Consider the following 20,133-nt stretch of genomic DNA (forward strand, 5'->3'; position numbering starts at 1 on the left):
ATTATCGGTGTATATTTCATTGTGCGGTTATTCGATTGTAAAGGCAACCTTCGTAATCCCCCCCGCAGTTACTTCAATTGATATATCTTTTGCTTCAGGATATTTTCCCCACAAGACTCTTTTTGGCGCCGTCCAAAGTTTTAAAGTATATTTACCTTCCGGCACATTGTTTATTGTAAAAAAGCCTTCATCGTCTACCCTGGAAAAATACGGATTCTGCAATACTACAATATAAGCCAACATATCACTATGCACGTTACATCGCATTGTTGCCACTCCTGTTTTGTTAAAAGTAAAAGATCGTGTTTCCCCCTTAAACCATGAGCCAAGATTCATATTATCTGCAACATCATCAGAAGAATAGATATTGTGCCGTACATCGTCGCTGTTCAGGAAATCTACCGTTGTACCTTTTAATAAAGGAAGGACATGGGGGATAAATGTGATATTTTTTTGGTCCATAACGGCATGTTCAACGGGAGTGTCGTACGTTTCAGATGTCTTTTCTATATAAGCAATAGCATGTTTTCTATATTTTGCCTTTTTTGCTACTACGGTGCCATGTATCTCTCCCGTCTTTTTTTCTCCAGCGTCTGTATTCATTACAAAACATAACGCACTGATAAAAACCGAAAGGTGTATGAGGAATTTTATCCTGCCGGAATTGAAGCTTATTTTTATAGCCATTTAAGTAAATTTCTCCTTGCTAAATAGAATTGCCATGAAAATATGTGCTGTTTTAAATGATTGATAATAATGTCGACACAAAAGAACTTACCGACACAACAGAAAGACGCATGCAATGCGTCTCTACATTAACATTAACAACATAATAAAGTCGCTGCCAAAAGCAGCCTGATTTAAAAGAGGGTAAAACGTTGTTCTAAAATACTCTCCCACAATTGCGGTATCAGGTGGAGATGTTTCTTTGCAATATTTGTGCATATGTCTTCCAGGGACTCTCTGGTAATGGAGGAATGTATTTTTATGTGCACAATTTGCGGTTCGGTAATAGGTTTTCCTATCTGGCTCACCAGATAGCATTCTGCATTGTGAATATCCGCATTCTGTGTAAGTTCCCTGGATATTTCATGCGCGGCTATATTGTATAATTTTCCTGTATGGGTAACAGGGTTTTTCCCCGCAGTCGCTTCCATCGTCATAGGACGATAGGGGGTAATAAGGCCGTTTACCCTGTTTCCCCTTCCTACCTGTCCGTCGTCTCCGCACTCCGCGCTTGTACCTGTAACGGTCAGGTAGTAAATATTCCTCTCTGCATCATCTGCGGCGTTGATGACACTGGTGATTCTTTTTGAGGTATGTTTTTTAATAAATGCATCGATGTATTCTGCGAGAAGACGTTTGATTTTGAGGTATTCTTCTTTTGATGAAATGAATCGGGCTACAAAGGCAATGGCAATAGTAAGATTTATTTGATCGTTTAATCTGATCCCCATAATTTTAATATCTTCGCCGACCATGGGGTAATTGCGTTTTGTTTCTGCAGAATTGAGAAATTGTTCGGTGGAATACACAATGGATTCCAGTTCCGTCATTGGTGAAAACCCTACGCCAACCGAAGTATCGTTTGCCGAAAGCTGCGTACTATCATAGGTTGCCCGTAAATCTGCGCTTCCTGTTCTTGTCTGCATATCAATGACAACATTCTTCTCCGGTTCCAGGAATCGCATGCGATTCCTTAGCCACGCATAAATGGTTTCTTTTGCAATTTCTTCCAGTGGTATTTTGCTATTTCCGGCATATTCAGTGGCGCGGCCTGCCATAATTAATTTCATAGGAACGGTTACCCTGCCGCCTCCGAAAGAGACTTCAGCGCATCCGCCCACCAGAAGACATTTATCGACATTATGGTGCAGGATTCTTCCAAAATGCTCCAAATAGTATTTTGAAAAGGCCTTGCTTAACTCTTCTGCTGCGCCGTCGCAAAGTGTGTCAGGATGTCCTATGCCCTTACGTTCCACAATCTCTACCGAAGATTTGCCGACGGGCGTTTCCCGTGTTTGTTCTATTATTATTTCCATAAAAAGCCTCGGTCTACAGTCTGCAATCTGCAATTTGCCGACTGCCGATTGTGCCTTATTCCCCATTAATAAAGGGGGGCAAGAGGGGTTGTTTACCTCTCACTCTGATTCAGGCAACGGCGGTACTTAAAGAATAAGAAATTGAAATACATTATGCGGGGATTACAAATTCATGTTCCGGGTGCTTGATTGTTAAAACGGGACATGGCGCCTTCCTCACCACTCTTTCAGCCGTGCTGCCCATAAGGGCATGGGAAATCCCTGTACGCCCGTGTGTTGCAATGGTGATAAGATCGATGTTCTGTTTTTTGGCAACTTTTATAATTTCCACATATGGCGTGCCACGAACAATGATATTATTTACCTCTATTTGTTCCAGAAACCTTTTTGGGATTAAGTGATGCATCTTCTTTTTTGCTTTTCCTTCCATATCTTCATATACCTTTAAAATGGGATACATTACCCCGCCTGCGCTAATGGAGACATTCATTCTTGGAACAACATAGAGGATATGCAGTTTTGCCTTAAAGAGCGTGGCAAGGGATAAGGCATATTGTAAAGCTTGTTTAGCGCATGGAGAAAAATCGGTTGGGAAGAGAATATTTTTGACAATAATCATGCTATCGGCCCCTCAGTATAAAGTTATTTTACCGGATTATTACAAAGCGCTTGCCATGCAATCAACGCGTCCATGCAACACGCATGAATTTTGCATTTTCATGTTTTTTATAATCTACTTCTCCATTGTAAGCCTTGTGCAGAATCGAGCCGATACGTTGTGCGAGTTTTGCTGAGGTAGTAAAGATTTCAATTTCCCCGCCTTTTTCATCAATCTTCATGATTCTTTTTAGCGGATTAAACTTCTTCGACCGGTCATCCTCGTTTTTAATGAGGTTCAGAATTTCCTGTTTGTGTTGTTGCAAAAATTCTCCCTTCAAAGTAACAATACCGCTGGGCACGTTTTCCTTTGTTTTTTTACATGCAGGGCATTCTACCCAGTTAATATCCTTCAGGGATTTTTTTTGTTCATAAAGATTGGCGTCCAGAAACCATTTTTTATTGTGATAAATCGCATTGCAATCTTTACATATAGAGTAATCAATGAACCCTTTTTTGGGCAAATACGGGTCGTTTTCTGCATGTATTTTGTCACGGGCAAATTTGCCTACATCTTTTGGTATTTTCATACTAGGCATTCCTCCTTTCGCGCATCTGAAAAAACGTCGTACAGATTTCCTTTTGTCAGAAAGCGCAAAAAAACAAGGGTCTTGTTTGAGCGTATACTCCTGTCATGGTTTATCATGCCAAAGAGTTATTGAAAGCCGGGATAGTTATGCAATAACCGTGGTCCAGCATTTAATTCACTTTTATCGGAATCTTTTTCGATTCTTCTTTTTCCTGCTTTGGCAACGTTATTTCCAGAATGCCATTTCTGTATTCCGCCTTTGCCTGCTCATATTTAACGGCGGTAGGTAGTAAAACAGTTCTCACAAAACTTCCGTATCTCCTTTCGATAAAATGATAGTTTTTCCCCTTTTCTTCCTTCTCTCCTTTCTTTTCGCCTCTTATGGTAAGCGCATCGTTTTTAACGGATATGTGGATCTCCTTTGGGTCAACACCGGGTATTTCGGCCTTAACAACAACGGTTTCTCCTGTCTCGGATATGTCAAGAGGGGGCATCCATTCCCGGAAAACATTTTCGCCGATACCTCCAAAGGTATCGAAAAGTTTATTCATTTCTTTTTTGAATGTGTCCATCATTGGCAGATAAGGCCACTTCATCATTTCAGAGGACATGTTCGTGTCTCCTTCTCTAAAAATGTATGGGATAATAAAAATAATTGCTGCTATTACTGGTAAATGCAATAGTTTATATCGGGGAATATATTATTTTTATGTTCTATTTCACAAAGCCATTTTTCATCAATAGCATTTGCCCGGATATCATTATAAAGTTTATTGAATTGAAAGAGGTGTTCTTTTGTTCGTTTTACGGCGTATTCTACCATGGTTCCGGCTTTCATGATAAACGCCCAGTCACTGCTTTGTGCCAATAAAAGTTCCCGTGCGGCCTGGTTCAAGGCCCGCTGTTGTATGGAATATTTATCGGTGCGGGGGTATGTTCTTGCCAGCGCAACCATACGATCTGCCGCTATGTGAAGATGGCGGTAAATCCAGTCATTTTTATCATTCAGCCAGTATTCGCTGTAACCTTTATATCCCCAACTGGAGGCGGAAGGGACGGCGCATTGGTTTTCAGGATATCTGTCAAGATATTCCAAAGGGGTAATCAGCGAAATCGTCTGCTGGTCAAACGCAATCTTTCTGAAAAGAAAATCAATCCAGAGCGGACCTTCAAACCACCAGTGACCAAAGAGTTCAGCGTCGTACGGGGCAATGATAATCGGTGTTCTATCCATCAGGGAATCCAGATATTCTGCTTGTTTTTCCCGGTTAAACATAAAATTCCCGGCGTGTTCCGCAGCCTTGTTCCGCGCCATTTCTATTGAATAAGGCTCTTTGTGATTTGTTTTTCCGGTAATGCGGTAATATTTTATCCCAACATTCGAACGTTTTCCATCGCCATGGAGATACGGCTTTACATAGTCATAATCAAGGTCAAAGCCGATATCCCTGTAAAATTCTCGATAATAAAAGTCGCCTGGATATCCTTCTTTGGAACTCCAAACCTGCTTGGAAGATTCTATGTCTCTCCCGAAAACAGCAACCCCTGACGGGCATACTATGGGGGCATAGATACCGTATTTTGGCCGTGGCGAGGCAAAGAGGAGTCCGTGTGCCTCGGCTATGAAAAACCTGATACCTTCTTCTTTAAGAAGCTGGTCAATGCCGGGTTCGTAAGCACATTCGGGAAGCCATATTCCACGCGGTTTTCTGCCAAAATGTTTTTCATAATGATTCATGGCAACGTGTATCTGCGCCCGCATCGCATTTACATTATTATTCATAAGAGGAAGGAAGCTATGCGTAGCACAGGAGGTAATAATTTCCATTTTTCCGGCATCCTGGAATTTTTTAAACGCAGTAATAATGTTTCTCTGGTATTTTTCCGCAAATACATATCTTGCATCGTGGAAATGATTATAGTACATCCTTGCAATTTGATTAAATTCGGATTGATTATTTGTCCGTTTAATCTCTTTTTCCGCAAGTTCGAGTCGTTTTTCTATGTACCGGAGGCAACGCTGCTGCAGAAGTTCATCGGTAAGCATTGAAATAAGTGGAGGAGTCAGAGTCATTGTAATACGAAAATCAATGTGTTCATTTATCAGGTTATCAAACACATTAATCAGCGGGATATATGTTTCGGCCACTGCCTCAAAGAGCCAATCTTCTTCAAGGTATGCATCAAATTCCGGATGGCGGACATAGGGCAAATGGGCATGCAATATTAAGGATAGATAGCCTTTTTTCATATATCTTTTTCAGAATGAGAACTAATCAGCAAATTTCACTGGATGATAAAATGTGTGAAAAAAATCTTTGCCACTTCGCAGAGGCGCTTTCAGGGACATGTGAAGCTGCATCAATGCCCATAGAAGCATACACCTTTTCATAAGGCGCTTCAATTTCAACCCGCTGATCTTCTGTTATATCAGAAGGGCACATACCTGGTGTTGTTATGGTATTTGACCTTGTCAGCATATGGAAGGTTCCGTCTGAGGTTAAAAAGCCTATGTCTGCACAGAATGACCTGTTTGGTTCCTCTAAATGAATATACCAGTCTTTGGCTCCCTGCACTAAGACACTATCAAAATACTTATTGGCATTATTGCCGTCAAAAAGAATGTTTGTCACATCATACACTCTCAGGACGAGGCTTGCGTCATACGCCAACGTAGAAAGGTTTTTCAGGAAGTTGTCTATTTTGGCCTGCTGTAGTTCCCAATAGCAGAAAAGGCATAATGGGTCTCTCTGCATGATTACGATTCGATTTTCCCCGTAGCTATCCGGAAGATCGGGAATTGCGGATGGGGGAGAGACCACCATTTCTTTTACCGGAGGCTCTTTCGTCTCTGTTTCAGTTATGCCAGGCCATTCATCTTCCCCTGTAACCCCCCATTCCACTACCGCTTCTTTTTTCTCTTGAGGTATTTCTTCATAACCAAAAAACCGAATCCAAAGTATTTTTAAAACGTATTTTATTTTTTCCCACAAGATCTCTGTCAGCGCTTTAAAAATCTCCAGGATTAAGAGGAAGATTTCTTTCATAACGTCTTTGTCCATAGTTTCAAAAAATCATAAATTCTGAAAATGCATCCACAGGCAAGCATATTCATAAGTAGTTGTATAATAGTATTTTACAGTCACATATTGAAATTGATTATACTGTAAACAACAAGGAATAGTCAATGAAATTCATTAACGCAGTTATAATGTTATATTCAAAATGCTTGCTGTCTTTGCAATGATCACATCGGGATTAAAGGGTTTTGTCATATAAATATCTGCGCCTGAATCGTCACCCCTTTTTTTGTCATATTCCTGCCCTTTTGCAGTAAGCAGAATGATATAGACGCCCTTCAGTGCAGAGTTGTTTTTTACCGCATTGCATACATCATAGCCATTCATTTCCGGCATCATTACGTCAAGATAGACAATATCGGGCGTCTCTTTTTTTATTAATTCCAACGCTTGTTTGCCATTTCCGGCAGTGATAATTTCCACTCCTTTCTCTTCAAATTCTTCAAGCGTTTGTTCCAGCAACAGTCTTATATGTGGCTCATCATCTACAATTAATACCTTCGGCATACTACTCCCCCCCTTTGTTATCTAATAAATTACGTTAAAGATATCTATTGGTTTTTCTTTGCCTTTTACGGTGATTTTGCCAAATTTTTCAAATTCAAATATGTTTTTGGTTGCATGATATACATTATGCTCCACCAATATTTGTCCGCCTTTTGCAAGGGATTGCAGCCTGTCTGCGATATTTACTTCATCACCTATTGCTGTATAGTCCATATGCCGGGGAGAGCCTATATTGCCAACCACCACTTCTCCGGCAGTTATGCCGATGCCGGTAGTAAAATTATCCCGTATCCAACTACTGCCCGTTTTTTTAATGCATTGCTGCATTTTAATAGCAGATTTAATTGCCTGCGTTTCATTATTATCGCAATGAAAAGGAGCGCCGAAGAAGGCAACAATCATGTCGCCTACAAATTTGTTTACTGTGCCCTGATGTTCAAATATTATTTCCACCATATGTGAAAAATACTCATTGAGATATGTTACAATTTTTTCAGGTGCAAGCTTCTCGCATACAGTGGAAAAATTTCTAATGTCGGAAAACAGAATGGATATTTTCTTTTTTGATGGGTTTAGTGAATTTCCCCCGGAATCTTCCAGGATGGAGCTTACAATCTGGGGCGAAACATAACGTTGTAAATGCGCCTTAATATTTTCCGTCTTCATTCTGTTTTCATATAAAATGGCATTCTCAATGGAAGACGCCGCCTGGGACGCAAAAATACTGAGCAGCTTCAGGTCTCTGGCGCTATAAGGGTAAGGGGAGCGGCTGCTGAGGTTCATTACGCCTAAAATCCTGTCCTTAAGCCTGAGCGGGGCGCATAGTAAGGAAGAAACAGCATTGTGTCCATTCACAAATCTCGGGTCAGAAGCAACGTCATTCACTATCTCTGCGACGCCGGTAACGGCCACATTCCCGGCAATGCCTTCTCCTGATTGCAATATGGTCTTTGGGATATATTCCTCTCCATACGCCGACAGTATTTCAAGTGTATTATTGTCGTTCAACAGCATCAGGGAAGCGTTTGTTGCGTTTATTAACTGCCTTGCCTCGTCAATAATCAACTGCGCAACGTCCTTAACTTCAGTGCATGCGGCTATTTTATCTGCGATGTCGTAAAGGAGGTTTATTTCCCTGTATTTGTCAAGCATATCGCTGGCAAGGGATTTTTTTTCAAACTCTTTATTTGCCAGATATGAAAGCAGTTCTGAAAATACGTGAGCCGGTTGGTCCCCTTTTACCCAGCCTATGGCAATGTCGTTGAGCTTTATAGGATAGGTGTTGTTTGTACTTATGACGTCATTATGGGTTTGTACGTTTACGTCTGGTTGATCACAAAAGGAGGCAATGGTTTTCCCTTCTTTGCCTTGAATTTCTATTGGGTTTCCCAATACGTTTATTAAGTCTTTCAAAAGACTGAACAAATCTTTTTTGGAAACCAGTTTTTCAAGATTGATTTGGGACATTGTTACTGTTAATAAAAGGGGGGGTATTTTACCTGTAGTTATTTATAAAAAACATATATGCGGCGAAGCAAAACCTCAACCAAAAAGATTTTAAACACAAAACGCATAGAGTATTAACAGGGTAATGGAGAAACACGAATAAAAACTTACAAAAAACTAAACCAATACGGAATTCTTAGTTTTATTGAGTTTTTTCAAAAAACTGAAATGTTGCCTTTTTACAATCTTTACGCGTAAATAAACACGGCTCGTTAGTCTATAATTTTTCCGCAGACGTGCCATTCTTATAACAGGAAACAAGATTTTGTCAATAAGCAATTTGACAGTTCCCCGCACCTGAGATGGCGAAAACCCGCCAGTGTAGCCACCTGTTTGCACAACAAGGCGTGGAACATATGCAAAACGGCAATTTTGAGCCAAGTCAAGGAGAAGATTGCGGTGACTGGAAACGAATCATGAACCCATTTCGAGGAACTCAACATCGGTTTCGAAACCGATGTTGAGTTTGTAGTTACTGAAGAAAAGCGCCAGGGATTATTCCCAATTTTTTGTAATCGTTCAAGGGGTCAGGACGAAACAACCCTGACAGGGTTAACACTACTGTAACGTTTCCTTAAAACATGGCGGAAGTCCCAATCACATAAAAGGCACACGTGAATATCTTTTTCAAAAAACTAAACTAATACAATAAATCTATTTTTCAGAAAGCCATTTTGTTGCCAAACTTTCTAAAATCATATTTGTTTGGCTATAAAACACCCTATGAAGTTCATTTTGTAGTTTATTATGAGAAAGAATAAACTAGGGGGCTACGTGAGAAGAAAAATTGCGGAGAGCGCAGAAGGGTAACACCAGTCTTCGCCCTACGGCATCCCTTAGTTACCCTTCTGCATACTGTTATCGATGGATTAATGCATCTAAATATTAAGAATAAATGGCCTCGATAAATCCATCTACTTTAGGTGTCGCATGGAACTTAGCAGGCTACATTTAATTTTCTGAAAACACCATATCATCATAGGCTACTTCTAATTTATGTTTATGCTTTAGTTCTTCCTGTGCCAGAATTCTGCACATTTTTTTCATCTCCATGCTATCGGTTGATTGAGACATACTAACATAAAAATTATATGACTTTTGTTCCTTCTTCATGGCAATAATCAATACATCCTGAAAATCTTTGATTTCAGAGACGTCCTTGTCTACCAGGAATTCTGAGATATGCAAATCCTGTGTTTCGCCAGGTTTGAAACTCATCACTTTGGACGTATCAAAATTTAGCAACATCTCCTTGTGCTTTACCTCTTCTGCCGCAAGTTCTTTTAACCAGACCTTCGCTGCTGGGTCTGTAACATGCTTTAAGGCATCCAAATAAAACTTCTGCGATTTGTCTTCATGCATTACAGCTTTTTCAATGAGTTCTTTTACATTCATTATTGCAATCCCTCCCTACCGTTAAAAGTTATAACATGGATTTTTTATTTAAACGTATCAAGTTAGTTTTTTATTTTGCCTAACGCCTTCAATTCGGCAAGTTTATGTTCGGCAGCAATAGCCGCTGTAACGCCGTCACCCACCGAAGTTGCAATTTGCCGGTATGACCATTTTCTCACATCGCCGACAGCATAGACACCCTCTATTTCCGTTTCCATGTGCATGTTTGTTTCAATGTGGCAACCCGTATCAACGCACAACAAATTTCCCAAAAATGAGGTATTCGGCACACTTCCAATAAAAATGAAAATACCCTGACAGGGCAAACTATTTTTCTCCCCTGTAACCACATTTCTTGTAATAATGCCTTCTACACTTTCTTTGCCATGAATTTCTTCTACGGTGGTATTAAAACTGACGTGTATCTTCGGATTGGCGAAAGCATCTTCCTGATAAATCTTTGCGGCTTTGAATGCTTCCCCCCGGTGAATTATTTGAACTGTTTTAACATATTTTGTCAGGAAAATACCTTCCGTCAAAGCGGAATCACCGCCACCAACGACAACTACATCTTTGTCTCGGAAAAATGCCCCGTCACAAGTAGCGCAATAACTGACACCTCTTCCGTAAAACTCATTTTCACCCGGTATATCTAATTTTCTTGGATCGGCTCCGCAGGCAAGAATAACCGCATAACTTGCATACACACCAGTATCTGTGGTTACTACCTTCAGTCCATCTTCTACTGTTAGTTTCAGAACCTCTTCATAGCGGACAATCAATCCAAAGCGCTTCGCCTGTTCTTCCATCCGCTGTGTTAAGTCTACGCCGCTGATTACGTCTGGGAACCCAGGATAATTCTCTATCATATCTGTGCCGGCTAACTGACCGCCGGTAATTTTTCTTTCAAAAACCACCGTCTTTAATAATGCCCGGCAAGTGTAAACCGCCGCTGCAAGTGCTGCAGGCCCGCCACCCACTATTATTACATCGTAATCCCTGTTCACATCCCCTTTAATCCTTTCATGGCATTTAAAACCTGCCAGCCATAAAAATTCAGCGCAAATTGTTTTTTCTCAATATGACATTCCAGGCATTGCTTTGAACCTTTTGTCGCCCAATCACGTGTTAGAAAAGCAGTTTTTGCCTGCAACCCTCGTGACGTCAGTTTCTCTTTCCCCATATGACAAAAATTGCATTCAACCGCCATCGTTTCGGAAAGCTCAAACATATTCCTTGCCTGGTTTTCTTTTTCGGTATAGCGCTTACCGTCTATATGACAATAATCGCAATCTACTCCAAGGGCAACAGAGGCAGCCATCATTTTTTTTGAAATTTCACCATTTTCCGTAAAAACAGTTAACTCTTCATTATGACAATGATCGCATTCTACTCCAAAAAGTTTGGATATCTTTTCCACTTGAGAAAACCTCTCTTCCATGGTTCCTTTAAAATAGGGGTTTGAATATGTTACAGAGGGTCGGCTTGTTTCATCTCTCTTTTCTGTACCAGTTGCAGCGTATTTACAGAACGAAAGTGTCATCAGCATACTAATAACAGCAGCGTAAACCCGAATGTTTTTTTTGAGAAGAAATTTTAGCATAAGAATAAGATGAAAAAAATTACCATTAGTCGAGTTTGTCAAATAAATCCTTGTTCGCACCACATGAAGGGCAGACCCAATCATCTTGTATCGATTCAAAAGAAGTCCCAGGTGCAACCCCGTTATCCGGGTCACCTTTTTCCGGATCATATACGTAGCCGCAAACACTACATTCCCATTTTTCCATTATAAATCCTCCTTTTTTGTAACTATTCAGCGTAATTTATTAAACTACCGGAGATCAGAGCGCAACTCGTTACCAAACCACAGTTTGGGAACACAATTGCACTGGAAACTTTGTTTCCAGTGCGTGTCAGACTTGACGAATTACAAACTGTCTTAACCCTGTGATTTTATTCCCTATCTATCAGCAAACAGGCGAGAAACCGGAGTTTCTCGAACAAATGCATTCCCAAACTGGAGTTTGGGAACGAGCCGTGTATCGTTTACGCTGAATAGTTACCCTTTTTTTATATACCGAATTTAAATCTTTATCACGACAAAAAACATATAATCTTACAATTATTTTAAAGGCCAAGCAATAAATTAGGTGGCAATCAAGCCCTATTTCTTTCCGCTGAAACAGGAAGACAAATTTTTAATGCGTATGCAAGCGTATATATTTTACACTACCACAATGATAGTTATCAACCAATAAGATATATTTTTTGAAGCGATAGGTGAGCATGCTTTTTTCTCTGCTATTTACGGTTTTTCATTCAAAATATGTTTCTTTCCTGAAAAGTAAGGACACCTTTTTCCCACGTTTTTCAAAGATGTTTTACACTATTTTAAAAAAAGTGATGTTTTTTGTAACAATTTAGTTTTTTGAAAAAGTAGGGGCGAAGCATTTGCCAGTTTGGGTATGAACGCATTTATGACAATTTATGGCAAATGCTTCGCCCCTACACTATGCGGCAAACATCGTTATTGTTGGAATTTTTCAAAAGGCTAAAGTGTTACAAATCGACCTTTAACAATTTCCAGTACCGAGTGGCGCCAAAACTACGACGTGGCCGTGTTTGCAACCTTTATGGCGGTACCCAAAGAAGAACCTTCGACGGGAATTGCCCTCGCGACAGGCATAGTCTCAGCACTGAAATGGCAACCAGTTTAGAATAAAAAAATGGCAATCATCTTCGTTTTTTGTTTTAATATTGCATCACATGGAGAAAACAATTTCATATCAGTTCATCTATAAAAAGGAGAAAAAAAAATGAGTAAAGGAAAAGACTCTCGTAAAGAAGAAAAGAAAAAACCTACCAAAACCCTCAAAGAAAAGAGGGCAGATAAAAAGGCTAAAAAGAAGGCTTGAGTTACCGCCTTAAAAGCCTCCGTTGTTTTTGGCGAATTTTACTTAAATAGAGATTACAATTATAATCTTGATTTTGAGACTATCGGAACTGCAATACTGATGTTTGATTATGTAAAGCCGTATCAACAGATTCCATTTCAGTTCTCGCTTCATATTCAAGCATAACCAAAGAGTAAACTTGAGCACCGCAATTATTTGGCAGAAGGCAAAGACGATCCACGTCCGGAATCATTAAAGCTATTGAAAAAACACTTTGGCACTAAAGGATCAATTGTTGCATACAAAGATAAACTCAACAAAGCGTGCGAAGTATTTCCGGCTTACGGGGAGTGAAATCAGAAGATACAAGCCCGAATAGTTGATCTGTTGGATCCTTTCAAAGCCTTCTACTACTATAGCTACAAACAAGAGGGAAGCGCATCGATCAAATCTGTCTTGACAATGGGGTACACCTCACTTCCACGTGTGTGTCGCTCATGTTGCAATACTTCTGACTGAAAGTTTACTTTCCAGGCTGATGAGGCCGAAGCACTAGCTAACTCCAATCATCGTGAGATGGTATCGCTCAAAACTTATCATCAGATTGATTTATCTGGGCAGAAGGGATTATACCCCGATGAGTGGTATCTGATACAGTTCATCATCTACTTAATTTGATAAACGCCTTTGTCCGTAACACTTTAGTTTTTTGGAAAAGTAGGGGCGAAGCATTTGCCCGTTTTGGGTATGAACGCATTTATGACAATTTACAGCAAATGCTTCGCCCCTACATTGCGATTATTGGAATTTTTCAAAAAACTAAAGTGTTACCTTTGTCCTTGTTTTCTTCTGCTCCAGTGCGAACCTTAAAACATTCCTACTCGCAATATACTAAAGAATATTTTTTTGTAGATACAATAGCACCGCTTTTGCTATTCACACCCGCATAGAGAGTGGTTTAGTTAAGGAACTAAGTAATATTTGGTTGTCATACCGCCTTCATTTAAAAATACAAACATTAGGGTTGGTTATTCTGAATGGCAGAAAAAAAATACATGACATGGTTAGCACACGGCGGCGCATTCATTGATGAAACGCGCATTTTATTAGATATATTCGATCCTGCGGTAGATATTAATACGTGGGTAGAGCATATCGTGCGCAAAAATGTTTTAGGAAAGAGATCCCGTTCATGGACCAATGAGATTGTTAAACGATACTTCCTCGCCCGGTTTGTTACAAAAGAGTCAAGCTATGCATGGAAGGCTCTGAAATTTTTATGCGCTAAAAATGTTGATTTATCCATTATCCGCTCTATTATGTATTATCACACAGCAAAAATTGACGATTTCTTTTATGATTTCGTGATCCTTGATCTTTTTGACCGATATTACGCAGGACAACTTGCTATTTCATCAGGAGATGTATACAAATTTATAGAAAGTGCAAAACCCGGCATGTTTGACCAGATGTGGAGTGATTCAGTAAAGGGAAGGCTATCACGGGGGGTAATGTCAACTCTGAGGGACTTTGGTATATTGGAAGGTAAGTCGAAAAAACAGATAGCCAACTTCTACCTGCCCATTGAAGCATTTGCGTATGTTGCATTTCTTATCCATTCACGGGTTTCTACCGGAGAGCTTATTATTCAAAATGAGGATTGGAAGTTGTTTCTCCTCAAACCCCAGGCCGTGGAACGTATGTTTCTTGAATCGCATCAGACAGGATACCTGAAATACCATGCCGCTGGAAGGCTCATCCGCATAGAATTTCCCTATCATTCAACGGAGGAGTTAGCTCATGACATCGCTTCGGGAGCGTATTGATAATCTGGAACAGGATTTGGTATCAGACCCCTTACGTATCAGCGCATACCATGATTTGCCCTTTGCCATCTTCTGCTATCCACCGCAGGAAGAATATAAACTACGCGAAGAAGTCTCCCGTTTAGCCACCAGATTAAACAATAAAGGAAGGAAGGTTACTACCATTTCTCTGGCAAAATCCATATGGGAAGGAATTGAGAAAACACGTGGGTTATCCTATGTTATACAAACAGAGAAAAAATTTGGATTCCAAAGGACACAGTCAACTGTAAACAATATCCTCTCAAAGCTCAGCCCATTGCCTGATATGCTTCAAAAACTTATGGAAGGGCTTAATCCCAAAATCGATATTGTGTTCCTTACACGGGCAGCAGCCCTGGCGCCAGCAATTTACCGTATGAGTAAACTTCTGGACGAGATGCACCGCCGAACTATGGTCCCTATGATTTTATTTTACCCGGGTGCAAGAGAAGGCGAAAACGAGCTTAGGTTCATGGACATTCAGGAAATAGAGGGCATTAGCGGCTATAATTACAGGGTAAAAATTTACTGAGGTATTCTGGTGGATAAAGAAATCCGTAATAAAATAAAAAAGATGGTGCAGGATGCGCGTAAAGCGCTTTTAAAGGAGATAGGTGAGTTACTTGAAGGTGCATTTGGACTGCACAAAGATGGAACTATCGAAGATATCTCCCGCTTGCCACAAATCAAAGATGATCAGAACGTAATAAAAGCCCGTGAAGGATTTGCATACGTCATTGAGCGGGAAACTGTGGCCGGAAGCAAGAGACATGAAGCTGTGGAAAGATTGATACTTGGTTTGACATTTACCCACCTGAACCGTCTTGTGGCCTTGAAACTCATGGAGCGGAGAAAGGTCATCCGGGAGACTGTTTCCCGCGGCAGCAAATCCAATGGTTTCGTCCACTACGTGGTGGATGTGTTAAAAAAGACTGATTTATCACAGCTTGATGACATAGACATTGCTTACCAGGATTATATTTTGTACCAATGCAGAGAAGTTGCAGAGGAGATTAAAGTCCTCTTTGACCAGGAAGACCTTTCATCTTATGTATTTCCAAGACCGCGGGCATTAAAGGCTGTTTTAGAAATCATAAATAATCCGGAGATTGACAATATATGGGATTTTGATGAAACCATCGGGTGGATTTATCAATATTTCACGCCAAAAGAGATCAGGGAGCAGGCAAGGGCTGAAAGCTCTGCACCACGCAATTCCTGGGAACTGGCATTCCGCAATCAATTCTATACGCCAAGATACGTTGTGCAGTTTCTCACTGATAATACCCTCGGCAGGATGTGGTATGAGATTATGCAGGGGAATACCAGGCTTTCAGAATACTGCGAATATATGGTCAAGCCCAGGAATGAGGTATTCCTTCAGAGGGATGAAAAACCGGCTGCACAAGCAGATAGCTTTCAGGTTCCTTTCCGTGAGAAAAAAGACCCGCGATTGCTAAAGATACTTGATCCGGCATGCGGTAGCGGGCATTTTCTGCTGTATGTATTTAACCTGCTGATGATTATATACAGAGAGGCTTATGACGATAAAGACCTGGGAATAGCATTACAGAAAGATTATCCTGATAAAGATGCATTTGAGCGTGAGATCCCTCGCCTGATACTCGAAAATAACCTCTATGGCATAGACATTGACCTGAGAGCAATTCAGATTGCCGCCCTTGCCCTCTGGCTCAGGGCGCAGAGGGAGTGGGTCAAGATACGCAGGGAAGACAGACCAAGAGTAAGGAATGCACACTTTATTTGTGCGGAACCAATGCCAGGTAACCAGAAGCTTTTTGAGGATTTTGTCTCCACGCTAAAACCTGCCCTTTTGGGTGATCTGGTGAGAAATGTATGGGAAAAGATGAAGCTTGCTGGTGAGGCAGGCTCATTATTACAAATAGAGCAGGAGTTGAGAGCAGCAATACAAGAGGCAAAGCGAAAATGGGAAGGCCCGCTGAAGCCGGTTCAAGTGCCCCTTTTTGGAAAATCAGAGCCCAGGCAATTATCGCTCTCCTTATCAGAGATAAAAGATGAGGATTTCTTCAAAGAGGCAGAGGAGAAGGTTTTTTCTGCCCTGAGAGATTATGCGGAGAAAGTTAAAGCAGAAAATCACGGTTATAGCAGACGGCTGTTTGCAGAGGAATCAATCAGGGGGTTTCAGTTTGTAGAAGTGTTGCAGAATCGCTTTGATGTTGTCTTGATGAATCCACCGTTTGGAGCAGCAAGCTTACCGTCTAGGGGATATATTGACAAGACATACCCCCGAACCAAAAATGATGTTTATGCCGCATTTGTAGAGCGGATCCTTCAATTGCTTCATGATAAAGGCTTTATTGGGATTATCTCAAGCAGGACAGGCTTTTTCCTTTCTAGCTTTACAAAGTGGAGAGAAGAGATACTGATGAAGGAATCAAGTTTACATGCCGTTGCAGATTTTGGTTTCGGTGTCTTGGAGGCGATGGTTGAAACAGCCGCTTATACAATCGAGAAAACTCCCGCAACCGGAAGAAAAGCAATTTTCTTTAGATTACTAAAGGATGATGTTGATGCTAAAGGCGAAAAGTTGTTGGAAGCTATACAGAATGCTCAAAGCGAGAAACGTTTTGATATACAATTGGACTCATTTTCCCTTGTGCCGAATACACCTTTCTCCTATTGGGTCTGCGATAGGATCAGGAATAAGTTTAAGGAGTTTCCACCATTTGAAGGAAATGGTGGAACAGTAAAACAAGGGCTTGCAACTGCTGATGATTTTCGTTTTGTTCGTGCAAACTGGGAAGTAAAACCAACAGATATTAACGCAATAAAATGGGCTGATTGGTTAAATGTGAAAGACGAAAATATTTCTGAGCAGCAAACTATTTTCGTAGAACAGACAACAAATAAAAGATGGGCAACTTTTGTTAAGGGTGGAGAGTATTCTCCATATTATTCAGATATTCATTTGGTAGTAAATTATAAATATAAAGGTAGAGAACTGTATTTGTTTGCAGGTTCAGTAATTAGAAATCCAGATTATTACTTTCGTTCTGGATTGACATATCCATTAGTAAATAGACGTTTCAATTCAAGAGAGATGAACGCAGGTTGTATTTTTAGCCATAAAGGAATAGCGATTTTCTCAGAATTTGGATTATTAAATGCTTTGGGTTTTTTTAATAGTACCTTGACTGAGAAGTTTATTATGATGCTAAGAGCTCAACATGGTTATGAAGTTGGTCAAGTGCAGAGAATACCAGTTAAGAAACCCAATGTCGATAAATTAACAGAATTGTCGTTAAAAATCGTTAATTGTCAACAATCACTTTATTACGGCGATGAAACAACTCATGTTTTTTTAGTTCCACCTCTACTTAGATTGATTAACATCCCTTTATCAGAAACGAGTGAAGATATTCAAGAGAAAGAAATCAAAAAAATAATGAAATTGTCTGTATACAGTTGAAAGTCAATAATATTATCTATGACTTATATGATATTGATTTTACTGATCGCAGAATTATTGAACACGAATTAGGACAAACTATTCAAGTACAAGATGAAGTGGAAAAGGAATCAGACAAAGCTGAAACTGAAGAAGAGATCATTTCCGAAAGCATTGTTGATCGTGTTCAAAATCTGCTTATGTGGTGCATTGGTGCCGTCTTTGGTCGTTGGGATGTGCGGATGGCTTTAGATAAATCACTCATTCCAAAACTCGCAAACCCATTTGATCCGCTACCTGTATGCTCACCGGGAATGCTCCTCTCTCCAGATGGTTATCCTGCGACTTTGGGGAGTATCGTCAGTGAAGCATGGCTAAAAAGGCGGGTTAATGTGCTTGATGTTCCAACGGACGTGCCAAATCCCACTATTGCTGACAAAGATTACCCGATACAGGTTGATTGGAACGGCATTTTAGTTGATGATGAAGGACACAGCAATGATATTGTAAAAAAAGTGCATGAAGTGTTGGTTTTAATCTATGGTGAACATGCGGACGAACGAGAGCGGGAGATATTGGAGATTCTTGATGTAAAAAGCCTTCGTGACTATTTCAGGCAACCAAAGAGATTCTTTGACTTTCATATCAAAAGATACTCAAAGAGTCGTCGCAAAGCACCGATATATTGGCTTCTCCAAACGAAAAAGAAAAACTATGGAATTTGGCTCTATTATCACAAATTGGATAACGACACCCTTTTTAAAATATTACGGAACTACGTTGAGCCAAAGCTAAACCTTATTTCCAGCCAGATTTTAGAGGTATCTCAAAAGGTCGTAAATACTGACGGAAGAGATAAGCTAACCTATGAAAAGGAACTGGAAAAGCTAGATGAATTAAGGCAGGAGATAACAGAGTTCAAAGAGGAACTGGAGAAGGTTGCAAAGATGGGCTACGATCCAAACTTTGACGATGGAGTGATATTAAACATGGCACCGCTTCATACTGTGATACCATGGAGCGAGCCTCCAAAATACTGGAAAGATTTGGAATCTGGTAAATATGACTGGGCACATATTGCAATGAAGTATTGGTCGGAAAGAGTTAAAGCAAAATGCAAAAAGGACAAATCCCTTGCTATAGCGCATGGTTATGAATAATAAAAAGTGGGGAATGGTGAAGTAGGGGAAAAGGGGGAAAAAACAAATATCAAAAACTTGTAACCTTTAGTCTTTTGAAAAGTATTACCTATAAACTCCGTAGGCAACCTGTTTGTAGCAAGATGAGCCTAACAGTATAGGAGCGACCTGTTTTCCTCAATCATATACAAAGGGATCGCCCTAACGGGGCTACATTGTTTTTATGTCCTTGATTTTAAAAAACTAAATTACAAAAACTTTTATTCTCTCTCTTCTCCATTTCTTACACAAATTTTTATAGAAAACATTATAATAGATAGTCACAAATGACATATTTGTGACTGTTTTTAGTTGTGCATTTATTGTCCTGCCATGCAGAGCCAATGAATTGTAGTGAATAAATGAAAATTATTTAGAGGTGAATATGATATGGTTACTTTAAATGTAAAAAGTATTTCAGGTGAAGCAGAAACAATTAGGGAACTTCTGGCCGGAGGGCTGGAAGAGGAAAAAAGAAGAATAAAATTTGCCTTAGAAATGTCAGTATCAAAAATAAAAAAATATGAAGAGAAATACGGAATTTCTACAAGTGTCTTCATTGAAAAGTTCAGAAATAGGGAAATTGAAGAGGATGATGATACCTTTAACTGGTGGGCAGAAGAAAAACTTGTAAATGAACTTAAACAGAAATTGTCAATAATTGAAAACATTGAGATATGTCAGTCATAAAAGAGTATCTTGCTCAATTGGATAAATTTCTCAGTAATGTGCCGTTTAAACTCCTTACCAATGTTCAGTCGGAAAATAGAGGCGATGCTGCATTGTATGTCAAAGGAGAGATTATATTTGCTGATAAAAGTGAACTGCATTTTAAAGAGTACTTTATTGCTATCCCCGCTTTAAAAAGACTGGCTTATTCCTATCATTATCAGGCTCATGACAAGAAATTAATTTTTAGATATGATAATGCAGAACATTATACAGAAATTGAAACCTATCCACATCACAAGCATATTCAAAATGAAGTTTTACCTTCCAAAAATGTAGATATTACAGAAGTCATAAACGAGATAGTAAGATCCTTTGCAAAGTAATTTAATATAA

At 39.8% G+C, this 20,133-nt stretch carries 20 protein-coding genes; 7 read left to right on the forward strand and 13 right to left on the reverse strand.

Annotation, left to right across the window (positions count from 1 at the left end; all coding sequences use genetic code 11):
* Window positions 1-27: 27 nt before the first annotated feature.
* The 13 genes from M5U24_RS09245 to rd all read right to left on the reverse strand — a co-directional run bounded on the left by M5U24_RS09245 (window position 28) and on the right by rd (window position 11,506).
* The gene (locus tag M5U24_RS09245) at window positions 28-687 is read right to left on the reverse strand and encodes a plastocyanin/azurin family copper-binding protein (protein WP_099325996.1); all 660 of its coding nucleotides are present in this window, start codon (window positions 685-687) and stop codon (window positions 28-30) included.
* Window positions 688-860: 173 nt separating this feature from the next.
* Complete coding sequence (locus tag M5U24_RS09250) at window positions 861-2,042, reverse strand: methionine adenosyltransferase (RefSeq protein ID WP_099327080.1); 1,182 nt, start codon at window positions 2,040-2,042, stop codon at window positions 861-863.
* A 151-nt stretch (window positions 2,043-2,193) separates the two neighbouring features.
* Entirely contained in the window at window positions 2,194-2,661 is a 468-nt protein-coding gene (locus M5U24_RS09255; protein WP_099325995.1) for a universal stress protein, read from the reverse strand.
* A gap of 61 nt (window positions 2,662-2,722) precedes the next feature.
* Window positions 2,723-3,229 carry a BCAM0308 family protein gene (locus M5U24_RS09260; protein ID WP_099325994.1) on the reverse strand — a complete coding sequence of 169 codons (507 nt, stop codon included), beginning with the start codon at window positions 3,227-3,229 and terminating at the stop codon, window positions 2,723-2,725.
* Window positions 3,230-3,398: 169 nt separating this feature from the next.
* Window positions 3,399-3,839, reverse strand: coding sequence for an Hsp20/alpha crystallin family protein (locus M5U24_RS09265; protein WP_099325993.1), 441 nt, complete (start codon window positions 3,837-3,839; stop codon window positions 3,399-3,401).
* A gap of 53 nt (window positions 3,840-3,892) precedes the next feature.
* A complete protein-coding gene (locus M5U24_RS09270) occupies window positions 3,893-5,479 on the reverse strand; it encodes a 1,4-alpha-glucan branching protein domain-containing protein (RefSeq protein ID WP_099325992.1) in 1,587 nt (528 codons plus the stop codon).
* 25 nt (window positions 5,480-5,504) lie between these two features.
* Entirely contained in the window at window positions 5,505-6,275 is a 771-nt protein-coding gene (locus tag M5U24_RS09275) for a DUF4912 domain-containing protein (RefSeq protein WP_157820632.1), read from the reverse strand.
* 159 nt (window positions 6,276-6,434) lie between these two features.
* Entirely contained in the window at window positions 6,435-6,815 is a 381-nt protein-coding gene (locus tag M5U24_RS09280; protein WP_099325990.1) for a response regulator, read from the reverse strand.
* A gap of 21 nt (window positions 6,816-6,836) precedes the next feature.
* Complete coding sequence (locus M5U24_RS09285; RefSeq protein ID WP_099325989.1) at window positions 6,837-8,282, reverse strand: adenylate/guanylate cyclase domain-containing protein; 1,446 nt, start codon at window positions 8,280-8,282, stop codon at window positions 6,837-6,839.
* Between the two features lie 990 nt (window positions 8,283-9,272).
* Entirely contained in the window at window positions 9,273-9,716 is a 444-nt protein-coding gene (locus tag M5U24_RS09290; protein ID WP_099325988.1) for a ferritin family protein, read from the reverse strand.
* Window positions 9,717-9,778: 62 nt separating this feature from the next.
* On the reverse strand, window positions 9,779-10,723 hold the full coding sequence (trxB, locus tag M5U24_RS09295) for a thioredoxin-disulfide reductase (RefSeq protein ID WP_099325987.1): 945 nt from the start codon (window positions 10,721-10,723) through the stop codon (window positions 9,779-9,781).
* Window positions 10,720-11,136, reverse strand: coding sequence for a hypothetical protein (locus M5U24_RS09300; protein ID WP_164995425.1), 417 nt, complete (start codon window positions 11,134-11,136; stop codon window positions 10,720-10,722). The genes trxB and M5U24_RS09300 overlap by 4 nt, the downstream gene beginning before the upstream one ends.
* A 208-nt stretch (window positions 11,137-11,344) precedes the next feature.
* Window positions 11,345-11,506, reverse strand: coding sequence for a rubredoxin (rd, locus tag M5U24_RS09305; RefSeq protein WP_099325985.1), 162 nt, complete (start codon window positions 11,504-11,506; stop codon window positions 11,345-11,347).
* 1,748 nt (window positions 11,507-13,254) lie between these two features.
* Here rd and M5U24_RS09310 point away from each other — a divergent pair.
* From M5U24_RS09310 to M5U24_RS09340, 7 genes are all read left to right on the forward strand, one after another.
* Window positions 13,255-13,563 carry a hypothetical protein gene (locus M5U24_RS09310; RefSeq protein ID WP_298202246.1) on the forward strand — a complete coding sequence of 103 codons (309 nt, stop codon included), beginning with the start codon at window positions 13,255-13,257 and terminating at the stop codon, window positions 13,561-13,563.
* Window positions 13,564-13,650: 87 nt separating this feature from the next.
* Window positions 13,651-14,439 carry a BrxA family protein gene (locus M5U24_RS09315; RefSeq protein WP_298202248.1) on the forward strand — a complete coding sequence of 263 codons (789 nt, stop codon included), beginning with the start codon at window positions 13,651-13,653 and terminating at the stop codon, window positions 14,437-14,439.
* Entirely contained in the window at window positions 14,414-14,992 is a 579-nt protein-coding gene (locus M5U24_RS09320; RefSeq protein WP_099325981.1) for a BREX protein BrxB domain-containing protein, read from the forward strand. Before M5U24_RS09315 ends, M5U24_RS09320 begins: the two co-directional genes overlap by 26 nt.
* A 9-nt stretch (window positions 14,993-15,001) precedes the next feature.
* A complete protein-coding gene (gene pglX / locus M5U24_RS09325; RefSeq protein WP_298202250.1) occupies window positions 15,002-17,911 on the forward strand; it encodes a BREX-1 system adenine-specific DNA-methyltransferase PglX in 2,910 nt (969 codons plus the stop codon).
* The gene (locus tag M5U24_RS09330) at window positions 17,908-19,050 is read left to right on the forward strand and encodes a hypothetical protein (RefSeq protein ID WP_298202252.1); all 1,143 of its coding nucleotides are present in this window, start codon (window positions 17,908-17,910) and stop codon (window positions 19,048-19,050) included. The genes pglX and M5U24_RS09330 overlap by 4 nt, the downstream gene beginning before the upstream one ends.
* Before the next feature lie 408 nt (window positions 19,051-19,458).
* On the forward strand, window positions 19,459-19,758 hold the full coding sequence (locus tag M5U24_RS09335; protein WP_298202254.1) for a hypothetical protein: 300 nt from the start codon (window positions 19,459-19,461) through the stop codon (window positions 19,756-19,758).
* Window positions 19,746-20,123, forward strand: a complete 378-nt coding sequence (locus tag M5U24_RS09340) for a DUF6516 family protein (protein WP_099325978.1) — start codon at window positions 19,746-19,748, stop codon at window positions 20,121-20,123. The genes M5U24_RS09335 and M5U24_RS09340 overlap by 13 nt, the downstream gene beginning before the upstream one ends.
* Window positions 20,124-20,133: the final 10 nt, after the last annotated feature.

Source organism: Candidatus Kuenenia sp. (assembly GCF_027493735.1).
Taxonomy (GTDB): domain Bacteria; phylum Planctomycetota; class Brocadiia; order Brocadiales; family Brocadiaceae; genus Kuenenia; species Kuenenia stuttgartiensis_A.